Consider the following 12121-nt stretch of genomic DNA (forward strand, 5'->3'; position numbering starts at 1 on the left):
TTAGTGTGAACACGTTAAGCTACAAAACCATCTCGGCTAACAAAGCTACTGCTGACAAGAAGTGGGTGCTGGTTGATGCCGAAGGACAGACGTTAGGGCGTCTTGCTTCTAAAGTAGCCAAGCTACTGAGAGGTAAGTACAAACCTAATTACACCCCGCATGTGGACTGTGGAGATAATGTGGTAATTATCAACGCAGAAAAAATCAATTTAACAGGTAACAAGTGGGAAGCCAAAGAGTACATCCGTCACACCGGATACCCGGGTGGTCAGCGCTCTCTGAACGCAAGAGAACTTTTTGCTAAAGACCCGGCAAGACTCATTGAGAAATCCGTAAAAGGTATGTTACCTAAAAACAGACTGGGATCCGCCTTATTCCGCAATCTGAAAGTCTACGTAGGCGCAGAGCACAAGCAAGAAGCTCAAAAACCTACTGCAATTAACTTAAACGAGCTGAAGTAATGGAAGTAATTCACAAAATCGGCAGAAGAAAAACTGCAGTTGCACGTGTATATGTTTCTCAGGGAAGCGGAAACATTACCATCAACAAGAAAGAACTGAACACTTATTTTCCTACGGCTACTTTACAGTACAAAGTGAAGCAACCGCTGAACCTTACCGAAAACGCAGAGAACTTTGACGTTAAGGTAAATGTTTATGGCGGTGGCATTACCGGACAGGCAGAAGCCATTCGTCTGGCCATTTCAAGAGCACTTTGCGAAGTAGACACGGAAAACAGAGTTACCCTGAAACCGGAAGGTTTACTTACCAGGGATCCACGAATGGTAGAACGTAAGAAATACGGTCAGAAGAAAGCCCGTAAGAAATTCCAGTTCTCCAAGCGTTAATTTTTCAGGATACCTGCTGTCTTTCGGCATTCAGGTTTTATCCGCAATTCGTTCTTACCGCATCCGCATTTCGGATATACGGTATAAAAATAACCATGTTGTCGTTGTCCCGCTTAAGAAACGGGAAATTAGTTTAGCATCCAAATGGTGAAGGCCTCAACGCGAGCCGCTTCAACATTGCTAATCTCAACGGAACGTAAACTATTACAAAAATGGCAAGCAAAATAGACGTAAAAGAATTATTAGAAGCAGGTGTACACTTCGGACACCTCACCAGAAAATGGAATCCCAACATGGCTCCCTATATCTACATGGAGCGCAACGGGATTCACGTTATCAACCTTTACAAAACCGCTGCAAAAATCGATGAGGCAGGAGAAGCCCTCAAGAAAATCGCAGCTTCAGGCCGAAAAATACTTTTTGTAGCTACAAAGAAGCAGGCTAAAGACATCGTTGCTGAAAAAGCAGGAGCGGTGAACATGCCTTATATCACAGAAAGATGGCCCGGTGGTATGCTCACTAACTTTGTGACCATCCGTAAAGCCGTTAAAAAAATGACGTCCATCGACAAGATGAAAAAAGATGGTACGTTCAACACACTTTCCAAAAAAGAACGTTTACAGGTAGATCGTTTAAGAGCTAAGTTGGAAAAACAACTTGGATCGATTGCAGACATGACACGTCTTCCGGGAGCACTGTTTATCGTGGACACTATGCGTGAGCACATTGCTGTGAAAGAAGCGCAAAAATTAAACATTCCAATATTTGCAATGGTGGACACCAACTCCGATCCCCGTGATGTGGATTATGTAATTCCGTCAAATGACGATGCTTCCAAATCTATCGAAAAAGTTCTTTATCATGTAACAGCTGCTGTTGCCGAAGGACTTACCGAAAGAAAAGCTGAAAAAGCTGAAAAGGATGCTGCCAAAACCGATAAAGACGCTTCTAAAAACGAAGAAGCTGCAGTAACGGAAGAGGCTAAAGCAGAAGCAGCAGAAAGCAACAACGAAAATTAAACTTAAAATTAATATTGAAGTGCCGACCATATAACGTCAGACCAATACATTTGTATAAGACATTATCGGGTCGGCTCTTTTGATATTACGTAAATAAAACGAAAAAAAATGGCAAACATCACAGCCGCAGAAGTTAACAAACTAAGGCAAGCTACCGGTGCAGGAATGATGGACTGCAAAAAAGCGTTGGTAGAAGCTGAAGGCGATTTTGACAAAGCAATAGAAATTCTTCGTAAAAAAGGACAAAAAGTAGCAGCTAACCGCGCAGACAGAGAGTCTACAGAAGGTGCTGTTATCGCTAAAGTAAACGATGATGCTACACAAGGAGTAATCGTTTCCCTGAATTGCGAAACAGACTTCGTTGCCAAAAACGAATCTTTCATAAAACTGGCGAACGACCTCGCCGATATGGCTCTTAAATACGCGACTAAAGAAGAACTTCTCAAAGCTGATTACAACGGAATCACCGTAGAAGAGAAACTTACGGAGCAAACCGGAGTTATCGGAGAAAAAATCGAGATCGGTGGTTTTGAGACTATAGAAGCTCCTTTCGTAGGATCTTACATCCATGCCGGAAACAAAATTGCTACTGTAGTTGGTTTGTCTGCTAATGTAGACGGAGCCGAAGAAGCTGCTAAAAACGTAGCCATGCAGGCTGCAGCCATGAACCCTATTTCTTTGAATGAAGAGGGTGTTGACCAGTCTGTAATCGATAAAGAAATTGAGATCGCCAAGGATCAGTTGCGTGCCGAAGGGAAACCCGAAGCTATGCTCGAAAATATCGCCAAAGGAAAACTCAAGCGTTTCTTTAAAGACAACACTTTGGTCAACCAGGACTACATCAAAGACAGCAAAATGAGTGTTGCTGCCTATGTAAAGTCTATTAACGGAGATCTTACCGTAACCGGATTTAAAAGAGTTGCTTTAGGATAAGCAGTTCTTCATTACCATATTTCAAAAAGCCGTATCGCATTCAACCGCAGTACGGCTTTTTTTATCTCTATATTTCTCCCCTTTCTCAGCCTGTAAAATTTCCACTTTCTTAATTTGAGATTATCCTTATATTTGCACTCAACTCATCCGAAAAACTATGCAATACAAGAGAATCCTCCTCAAACTAAGTGGCGAGGCCTTAATGGGAGAACGACAATACGGAATAGACCCTAAGCGCCTTGCAGAATATGCGACAGACATTAAGGAAATCGCAGATCAGGGCGTAGAAGTAGCCATCGTAATAGGAGGAGGTAATATTTTCAGAGGCGTAGCAGGTGCCAGCAATGGCATGGACAGGGTCCAGGGCGATCATATGGGAATGCTCGCAACCGTCATCAACGGCCTTGCCCTTCAAAGCGCACTGGAGAATAAAGGCATCCAGACCCGCTTGCAATCCGCTATAAAAATCAATGAAGTAGCCGAACCCTTTATCCGCCGCAGGGCCATACGACATCTCGAAAAAGGAAGAGTTGTCATCTTCGGTGGTGGTACGGGAAATCCTTATTTCACTACAGATTCCGCCGCCGTACTCCGGGCCATCGAAATCGAAGCCGATGTGATCCTCAAAGGAACCCGGGTAGACGGCATATACACATCCGACCCGGAAAAAGACAAAAATGCAACCAAATTTGACTTTATCTCTTTTGACGATGTTCTGAAAAAAGGCCTGAAAGTTATGGACACCACAGCTTTTACACTCAGTCAGGAAAACGAACTGCCCATTGTGGTTTTTGACATGAACAAAAGAGGAAACCTTTACAAAGTCGTTTCCGGTGAAAATGTCGGAACCACAGTAAACCTGTAATCATCCGGAAGCAATACAACCACGTAAAATCAACAACATGAACGAAGAGATCGATTTTATACTTGACGGCACCAAAGAAGCCATGGATGGTGCTATCACTCACCTGGAAAAGCAATTTGTAAATATCCGTGCGGGGAAAGCAAGTCCTGCTATGGTAGGAAGTGTATTTGTAGATTATTACGGAGCACAGACTCCCCTGGGCCAGGTAGCCAACGTCAGTACACCCGATGCCAGAACCATCTCTATTCAACCCTGGGAAAAGAGTATGCTTCAGCCTATAGAAAAAGCTATTATTGTCGCTAACTTAGGCTTCAACCCGATGAATAACGGCGAAATCGTGATCATCAATGTGCCACCGCTTACCGAAGAACGAAGAAAAGAACTGGTGAAGCAGGCCAAAGCCGAAGCTGAAGATGCCAAAGTCAGTATCCGCGCGGCAAGACAGGAAGGAAACAAAGATGTGAAAAAACTCGAAGATGCCTCCGAAGACCTGAAAAAAAATGCCGAAGTTGACATCCAGGAACTTACGGACAAATACATCAAAAAAATAGATGAGCTCCTCGCAGTCAAAGAAAAGGAGATCATGACCGTATAATTATCTATTTTTTATATTTTTCCAAGTGCCCGCAAAAAACGGGCATTTTTTTTGTAACATTACCGTTTATAATGTGTTATGCGATATATAAACACCCTCTATCGATGAAAAAGCAGCTACTCCTTTTCCTAAGCATGGTTATCCCTGCATTTTGCCTTTCCCAGGAAGTGCTTTCCGGGATATTACGGGATCAGGATTCCGGAAATCCCCTTCCCTTTGCTAACATTCTTACCGATACAGGCGAGGGTCTTATCACGAATGCCGATGGAAAATTTGAAGTCCTCAATCCCAAAAAAGAAATACGGAGTCTTTCCTTCAGCTACATAGGATACCTTGAAAAGACCATCGACATCGAAGACGGGAAATTCTTCTACACCGTAACACTTACGGAAAAACCAGAAAAACTCAAAGAAGTCGTAGTTACGGGCGGTGAAAATCCGGCACTGCGCATTATTCGAGAAACCATCCGGAAACGCGGAGCCAACGACCCGGAAAAAGTTCTGAAGAGCTATAAATTCAGTGCTTATAACAAACTGTTGGTTACCGCAAATCCCGATTCTATCAGCGGTACTATAGATTCCGTTTTTAAAAAAGAAAACGGTAAAAAAGTATTGGAAAAACTGGACTCTTCCAATTACGAGATCAAAAAACAACTCTCCAAATCACATCTGTATATTACCGAGAAGGTCTCCGAATACACTTTCAATCAGCAAAAAGGAAAAAGAGAAACTGTCCTGGGCTCCAGAATGGCAGGTTTCCAAGAACCTGTCTATGAGTTTCTGGCATTACAGATGCAGTCTTTTTCTTTTTACAAGAACAAATACACCATCTTCGGCACCGATTATCCCGGACCTATAGGCATCAGTGGGCCCAGCACCTACAATTACAGAATCCTCGACACTGTACCCAACGAACAAAACCGGAGACCGGCATACATGATCTATTACTACCCTAAAAGTCAGGCCAAAACTGCCGCTATGGAAGGGGTATTATATATCGACACGGCATCGCATGCACTTCAAAAGGGCATTGCCCAACTCAAAGCTGTTATCGATATCAACGCATCACAGAATTTCGAGTATTTCCCGGAAGAAAAACTCTGGTTCCCCGTTTCCCGGCAAATGAAGATCGTCCGCGGCGAAACCAAAGACGCCATTGCTCTTATGGGTGCCTCCATAACCGGCCCTGAAGATCAACCGAAAGATTCTACTTCCCTGTCCACAACAGAAGAAGTTTCCAAGCTGATACATTTCATAAGCCGGGAAGAAAATTTTGACATCTCGCTCAACACACCGGTAAAAATAAAGGGACGAGGCATAGCCATGGAAATTGTGGATGATGCCGATCAACGCAGTGAAGATTTCTGGGAGTCGTATCGTACTTCTCCCCTGACAGACCGGGGAAGAGAAACTTATATTATGGTAGACAGCATGGCTGAAGCCAATAATATCGAACGGAAAATCAACCTTGCCCGAAAATTACTTATCGGATATTATCCGCTCAAGTATGTAGACCTGGATCTGAGATACTTATTAAAATATAACAATTACGAAGGCTTCAGACTTGGACTCGGCGCCATCACCAATACGGATTTTTCGTCGAAATACCGTCTTAAGGGATACAGTGTTTACGGAACAAAAGATAAAAAGATTAAATTCGGGTTCGGAGCAGCTGCCCGATTAGCTAAAATAACCAACACCTGGATCGGAGCCACCTATATGGACGACCTTGTGGAGACCGGAAGCGCCGAATTCATCAATGAAGCAAGGAGTTTCTCGCTGTTCGAACCAAGGCTTTTCAATATTACTATGTTTCATAAGACCCGTAAAACGAGTGCCTATCTGGAACATGATATCACTGCAAAGATCGGGGCAAAGGTCCAGTTCAGCCAAAGCGACATAACTCCTACATATAACTATTTCTACATACACGACGGAACCTCTTATTATAATTTTAAACTTTCGGAAGCCACTCTGGCCCTGCAATGGGCTCCGTTCAGCCGCTATATGCAAACCAGACACGGAAAAGCTACGATGCGCAACAGCTATCCGAACTTTACCTTTCAGATTACACGGACCTTCCGCAACGTATTCGAAAGTGATTTCGAATTTACGAAATTTGATTTTCGGGGAATGCACGAGATTGTCCATCCTAACCGGACCGTCAGCAGTTTCCTGATCAAAGGCGGACTGGCTTACGGAGACATTCCCGCTACACACCTGTACAATTCCTCTCCCAACCAACCCCAAGGGGATGCCATACTACGCCGGTTTGCAGTTGCCGGAAGAAATAGTTTCGAAACCATGTTTTTCAATGAGTTCCTGTCAGACCGTTACGTCATGGCACAGGTAAAGCACCGGACGACACCTTTTAAACTCATCGGAAAAATAAGACCGGAATTCACCCTGATTTCCCGTTTCGCAATAGGTAGTATAGCCAATACGGACAATCACATCGGGCTGGACTTCAAATCGCTCAACAAGGGATACTTCGAAAGCGGTTTTGAACTCAATAAGATATTCAAAGGCTTCGGTCTTAGCGCCATGTACCGTTACGGCGCATATCACCTGCCTAACTTTGACGACAATATTTCTTTTAAATTCACATACTATATGAGCTTGGGATTTTAGTGAGAACTCCGGCACTGCTTTTGTTTCTAACAAAAAGTTAAGGGTCTATTCTGCACTAATTTATTACCTTTGCCAAGTTAAAATAACGACATGGTTGCTTGGATACGTAAAGGCTTTTGGGAAAGGGTCGCACGAATAATTCTACGAAACAGAATTCTTATACTTCTCATCATTGCAGGTATAACCTTTTTCCTTGCCATGCAGTGGAAAAATATGCGTTTCACTTATACCGAGGCCAACCTGTTACCGGATCATCATCCGGTAAACGTGGAGTATAACAGATTTCTGGAAACTTTCGGAGAAGAAGGCAACCTGATCGTCCTTGCGGTTAAAGATCCCGCGCTGTTCACTCCACACAATTTTAAGCTCTGGAATAAGCTCAGCAAACAACTCAATGCCTTTCCGGAAGTAGATATCGTCGTATCTACAGATAATCTGAAAGAGCTTGTAAAGAATACGGATAAACAGGAATTCGAGCTCAAACCTTTTCTCGATCATGAACCCCAATCTGAGGAAGCCATTGATACGCTTAAAAATCATTTATTTCATGAGCTCCCTTTTTACGAAAGTCTGCTGTTCAATAAGGAAACCGAAACCATACGTACCGCAGTGTATCTGGATAAAGAAATTGTAAACACCCCGGTGCGTAAAGATTTCATCTTTAACGATTTCATTCCACTGATCAAAAAGTTTGAGAATAATACCGGCCTGAAAGTACATATCTCCGGAATGCCCTACATCCGGACACTCAACTCACAAAACATTATCGACGAGATTGGAGGGTTTATCCTGGCCGCCCTCGGTGTAACTTCCCTCATTTTCTTTTTCTTTTTCCGCTCGTTCCGCGCCACATTGATCTCTATGGTCGTAGTGATTATCGGGGTGATGTGGGCCTTCGGTTTCCTTGGGCTGTTACATTATGAAATTACGGTACTGACGGCACTTATTCCGCCCCTGATCATCGTTATAGGTATTCCGAACTGTATATTCCTCATCAACAAATACCAGCAGGAGGTCAAGAAACACGGCAACCAGGCCAAATCACTGCAACGTGTGATATCCAAGGTAGGTAATGCCACCCTGATGACCAATGCCACTACAGCTATAGGTTTTGCCTCTTTTATCGTAACGGAAAGCAAGCTGCTCAAAGAATTCGGTATCGTTGCCTCTCTCAATATCCTGGCTATATTCATCCTGTCGCTACTCATTATCCCCATTATATACAGTTTTATGTCTTTGCCCAAGAAAAGGCATTTAAAACACCTCAATAAACGCTGGATAGGTGGTTTCGTGAACTGGATGGAAAAAACGGTAAAACACAGGCGTATCGAGATCGGTATATGTTCGATCGTCCTGCTTGTGGCCAGCATCATCGGAATTTACCAGATCCGGATTTCGGGAAGTATCATTGAAGATATGCCCAAGAGCACCGGTTTCTTTGAGGACATTCGTTTTTTCGAAAAGGAATTTGACGGCATTATGCCCCTTGAGATCATGATAGACACCAAAAGGAAGAACGGTGTTATGAAGCTCTCCACCTTGCGCAGAATGGACCAGCTGGAAGAGCTTATTACGGAAATCCCGGGACTTTCCAAGCCCATATCCGTAGTCAACCTGGTCAAATATTCCAAACAGGCTTATTACAACGGTAATCCCGCATACTATCAGCTTCCTTCCAACCAGGAAAACAACTTTATCCTCTCTTATGCCAAAAAATCTTCCGGGAATGCAAATCTTCTGCGGAGCTTTGTTGACTCTACAGGACAGATCGCAAGAATTACGACCTTCATGCAGGATATGGGCACAGACAAAATGGAGGGGATACAGGAGCGGCTTTGGGGAACCATCCATAAGGTATTTCCGGAAGACCGCTACGACGTAAGCATGACCGGGAAAGCTCTGGTCTTCATGAAAGGCACCAAGTACCTGGTTAACAACCTCATTCTTTCCCTGGCCCTGGCTGTGCTTCTCATAGCTATATTTATGGCTTATATGTTCCGGTCTTTCAAGATGATCATCATATCACTGATACCCAACCTGTTCCCTCTGGTTATTACCGCGGGAATAATGGGCTTCCTCGGCATCCCGATAAAGCCCTCTACGATACTGGTATTTAGTATAGCATTTGGAATCTCGGTGGACGACACCATACACTTTCTTGCCAAATACCGTCAGGAACTGGTAAGCAACGGCTGGAAAATACGCAAATCGGTATTCGCTGCACTTCGTGAAACGGGAGTCAGTATGTTTTATACCTCCATCGTGCTCTTTTTCGGGTTCTCCGTATTTACAACATCGAGTTTCGGAGGTACCGTAGCACTCGGTGGACTGGTTTCTTCGACATTGCTTTTTGCCATGTTGTCCAACCTTATCCTGTTACCATCACTGCTCCTTTCCCTCGAAAAGAGCATTGCGAACAAACAGGTGCTGAAAGAACCCAATATCGATGTACTTTCGGACGACGAAGAGGACGAAGAAAAAAAAAAAAACCTGCCGGTAAAACCAGCAGGCTCTTTCGGTTTCCCCAAACCTACTTTTCCTGATTCAAATAATACATGGTATTAAATGACTCTTCAAAAGTAAGACTGCAAAGCATTATAAATAAGGGGAAAAATCCCCTTTTTGTTTTTTGTAATGCCGGGACATTCTTTAAAAAAACACCTATATTTGCCAACTGATATCAAAAGTACATCATGCGTTTGTTGCCCCGGACAGCCCGGTAAACGGCAGTAAAACCATAAACCCGGTACTGAAATATAGCATTCATCAACGAATATTAAAACATGAAGGTACACCGTGTAAAAGACCTGCTTGTCGAAGACCTGCTATTACAGGAAATCTATGTAAAAGGATGGGTAAGAACATTCCGAAGCAACCGTTTCATTGCGCTGAATGATGGCTCTACCATACACAACATCCAATGTGTCGTAGACTTCGAAAATACTCCCGAAGATACGTTGAAGCGTATTACAACGGGTGCTGCCATTCAGATAAAAGGTACACTCGTCGAAAGTTCGGGAAAAGGACAAAAGGTAGAGATCCAGGTAAATCAGCTGGATATCCTTGGGGACTCTCATCCGGACGAATACCCGATACAACCCAAGAAACACTCGCTGGAATTTCTCCGGGAAAAAGCGCATTTGCGTACCCGTACCAGTACATTCAGCGCGGTTATGCGCGTACGGTCGGCTTTATCGTTTGCCGTACACCAGTATTTTCAGCGTAACGGATTTAACTACGTCAACACCCCGGTCATTACCGGAAGTGACGCCGAAGGTGCGGGAGAAATGTTTCGGGTAACCACTCTGGACGCCAAAAAACCGCCATTGCTCGAAAACGGTGAGGTGGATTACAAAGAGGATTTTTTCGGTAAAGAAACAAACCTTACGGTTTCCGGGCAGCTCGAGGCCGAAGCCTATGCCATGTCCCTCGGAAAAGTGTACACCTTCGGACCTACTTTCCGTGCGGAAAACTCCAATACGTCCAGACACCTGGCTGAATTCTGGATGATCGAACCGGAAGTGGCTTTTATGGATCTCGACGGCAATATGGATCTGGCAGAAGATTTCATTAAGTATGTCGTACGTTATGCACTGGACAACTGCCAGGACGATCTGGACTTTCTGGAAAAACGTCTGATCGACGAGGAAAAAACAAAACCCCAGAGCGAAAGAAGCGAAATGACCCTCACGGAAAAGCTTCATTTTGTTCTCGACAATAATTTCAAAAGGGTAAGCTATACGGAGGCTATCGACATCCTCAAGAACAGCAAACCCAACAAAAAGAAAAAATTCCAGTACCCCATCGACGCATGGGGCGCAGACCTGCAAAGCGAACACGAGCGCTTTCTCGTTGAAAAACATTTCAAATGTCCCGTAATTCTTTTTGATTACCCGGCCAAAATCAAGGCTTTTTACATGCGCCTGAATGACGACGGCAAGACCGTAAGAGCCATGGATATTCTTTTCCCGGGTATCGGCGAGATTGTGGGAGGGTCGCAACGGGAAGAGCGTTACGATGTACTGCTGGAAAAAGTGAAAGCCATGGGCATCGATGAAAAGGAGTTGTGGTGGTACCTCGATCTCCGTAAATACGGCACGGCCGTACACAGTGGTTTCGGATTGGGTTTTGAAAGACTGGTGTTGTTTACCACAGGCATGACCAATATACGGGACGTTATCCCCTTCCCGAGGACACCGCAAAATGCGGAGTTTTAAGATTCTTATTATACCTCCCGGTCCGGATCATTTCGGATCGGGATTTATTTTCACAACTTCTCTACACATCCTCCGGATTTTCTTCCTCACGCCATTGCACTGCAATTACCTACTTACAGCAATGTAAAAAGCTTACGTATCGGTTATTTTTCCTACACAATCTTATTATCCCTGTCGTTTTTTAGCTATATTTACCCAACCAAATCTTTAAAACCTGACTTATGACCTTTCGTACTACCCCGTTACGGCCATTTGCCGCCCTGTTAATTACCATACTCTGTGCTGCCTGTAGCAGTGATGACGACACGATTCCGGAACCGGAATTGACTTTCGAAGAACTATATTACCTTTCTATTTCGGATGCCATGGTGACCGAAGAAGAGGAGATCATCGATTCCTTGTGGACCATATCCCCTGCAAACGAAAGACTACAATGGAAGACCATCAATGGACACGAGTATGTATTAATGGCCAGTTTTCACAAATACCCTTCCAGTTATCCCGAAGGAGATTCTATTACCAACACCTGGGGGGAATCCTGGTTATTTATTCCCGATCAAATGAAATCGCGCTTAAAAGACGATTTTATTCAAAGTTCGGATACCATAATGCGTATTTGTCAGGTACTGGGACTCCCTCCGGCTGACGAAAACAGCAATACACATATCAGCGCCCTATGGGTACGCCCGGAAAACCTTTACCGTCCTGCCGGTAACCCGGATATCAGCACGACTACAACCGGGTCTGTCCTTTCTGATAATGTCACAGAAATCTACTCCTCCTGGTTTAATGATTATATTATTTTTGCTTACTACCGGACACTTGCCCAAGAAACCGACCATCACTATCCCTGGACACGCCTCGGGTATACCTACGATTGGTCTCCGGAAACCGAAGAGGTGGGATTAAGTGAATTTGTGCTCAGTGCAGGCTCCGGAATCTGGGTAGAGAATACCTCCCCGGCAAGTTATTTATTTGCAGATTGATCTTACGTCTGCACCACAGCATGATCTAT

10 protein-coding genes are annotated in these 12121 nt (G+C 44.1%); all 10 read left to right on the top strand.

Annotated features, from left to right (window positions below; genetic code table 11):
• The first annotated feature begins 5 nt into the window (after positions 1-5).
• The 10 genes from rplM to BT112_RS06345 all read left to right on the top strand — a co-directional run bounded on the left by rplM (position 6) and on the right by BT112_RS06345 (position 12092).
• On the top strand, positions 6-461 hold the full coding sequence (gene rplM / locus BT112_RS06300) for a 50S ribosomal protein L13 (RefSeq protein ID WP_072316505.1): 456 nt from the start codon (positions 6-8) through the stop codon (positions 459-461).
• A complete protein-coding gene (gene rpsI, locus BT112_RS06305) occupies positions 461-847 on the top strand; it encodes a 30S ribosomal protein S9 (RefSeq protein WP_072316506.1) in 387 nt (128 codons plus the stop codon). The genes rplM and rpsI overlap by 1 nt, the downstream gene beginning before the upstream one ends.
• A 212-nt stretch (positions 848-1059) precedes the next feature.
• Positions 1060-1866 (top strand): 30S ribosomal protein S2, encoded by an 807-nt coding sequence (gene rpsB / locus BT112_RS06310; RefSeq protein WP_072316507.1) that lies wholly within the window; start codon positions 1060-1062, stop codon positions 1864-1866.
• Positions 1867-1974: 108 nt separating this feature from the next.
• The gene (gene tsf, locus BT112_RS06315; protein WP_072316508.1) at positions 1975-2799 is read left to right on the top strand and encodes a translation elongation factor Ts; all 825 of its coding nucleotides are present in this window, start codon (positions 1975-1977) and stop codon (positions 2797-2799) included.
• A 157-nt stretch (positions 2800-2956) separates the two neighbouring features.
• Positions 2957-3664 (top strand): UMP kinase, encoded by a 708-nt coding sequence (gene pyrH, locus BT112_RS06320; RefSeq protein ID WP_072316509.1) that lies wholly within the window; start codon positions 2957-2959, stop codon positions 3662-3664.
• Between the two features lie 37 nt (positions 3665-3701).
• The gene (frr, locus tag BT112_RS06325; RefSeq protein WP_072316510.1) at positions 3702-4259 is read left to right on the top strand and encodes a ribosome recycling factor; all 558 of its coding nucleotides are present in this window, start codon (positions 3702-3704) and stop codon (positions 4257-4259) included.
• A gap of 104 nt (positions 4260-4363) precedes the next feature.
• The gene (locus BT112_RS06330) at positions 4364-6889 is read left to right on the top strand and encodes a DUF5686 and carboxypeptidase-like regulatory domain-containing protein (RefSeq protein ID WP_072316511.1); all 2526 of its coding nucleotides are present in this window, start codon (positions 4364-4366) and stop codon (positions 6887-6889) included.
• Between the two features lie 90 nt (positions 6890-6979).
• Positions 6980-9454, top strand: a complete 2475-nt coding sequence (locus tag BT112_RS06335; protein ID WP_083564809.1) for an efflux RND transporter permease subunit — start codon at positions 6980-6982, stop codon at positions 9452-9454.
• 218 nt (positions 9455-9672) lie between these two features.
• Complete coding sequence (gene asnS / locus BT112_RS06340) at positions 9673-11106, top strand: asparagine--tRNA ligase (protein ID WP_072316512.1); 1434 nt, start codon at positions 9673-9675, stop codon at positions 11104-11106.
• Positions 11107-11327: 221 nt separating this feature from the next.
• Positions 11328-12092, top strand: coding sequence for a hypothetical protein (locus BT112_RS06345; protein WP_072316513.1), 765 nt, complete (start codon positions 11328-11330; stop codon positions 12090-12092).
• The last annotated feature ends 29 nt before the right edge of the window (positions 12093-12121 follow it).

The organism is Sinomicrobium oceani, from assembly GCF_900119185.1.
Taxonomy (GTDB): Bacteria; Bacteroidota; Bacteroidia; order Flavobacteriales; family Flavobacteriaceae; genus Sinomicrobium; species Sinomicrobium oceani.

What these genes read in the sequence shown, in the direction of transcription:
- BT112_RS06335 (WP_083564809.1), top strand. Translation starts at nt 6,980, where the DNA reads ATGGTTGCTTGGATACGTAAAGGCTTTTGGGAAAGGGTCGCACGAATA.
- frr (WP_072316510.1), top strand. Translation starts at nt 3,702, where the DNA reads ATGAACGAAGAGATCGATTTTATACTTGACGGCACCAAAGAAGCCATG.
- asnS (WP_072316512.1), top strand. Translation starts at nt 9,673, where the DNA reads ATGAAGGTACACCGTGTAAAAGACCTGCTTGTCGAAGACCTGCTATTA.
- BT112_RS06345 (WP_072316513.1), top strand. Translation starts at nt 11,328, where the DNA reads ATGACCTTTCGTACTACCCCGTTACGGCCATTTGCCGCCCTGTTAATT.
- pyrH (WP_072316509.1), top strand. Translation starts at nt 2,957, where the DNA reads ATGCAATACAAGAGAATCCTCCTCAAACTAAGTGGCGAGGCCTTAATG.
- BT112_RS06330 (WP_072316511.1), top strand. Translation starts at nt 4,364, where the DNA reads ATGAAAAAGCAGCTACTCCTTTTCCTAAGCATGGTTATCCCTGCATTT.
- rpsI (WP_072316506.1), top strand. Translation starts at nt 461, where the DNA reads ATGGAAGTAATTCACAAAATCGGCAGAAGAAAAACTGCAGTTGCACGT.
- rpsB (WP_072316507.1), top strand. Translation starts at nt 1,060, where the DNA reads ATGGCAAGCAAAATAGACGTAAAAGAATTATTAGAAGCAGGTGTACAC.
- tsf (WP_072316508.1), top strand. Translation starts at nt 1,975, where the DNA reads ATGGCAAACATCACAGCCGCAGAAGTTAACAAACTAAGGCAAGCTACC.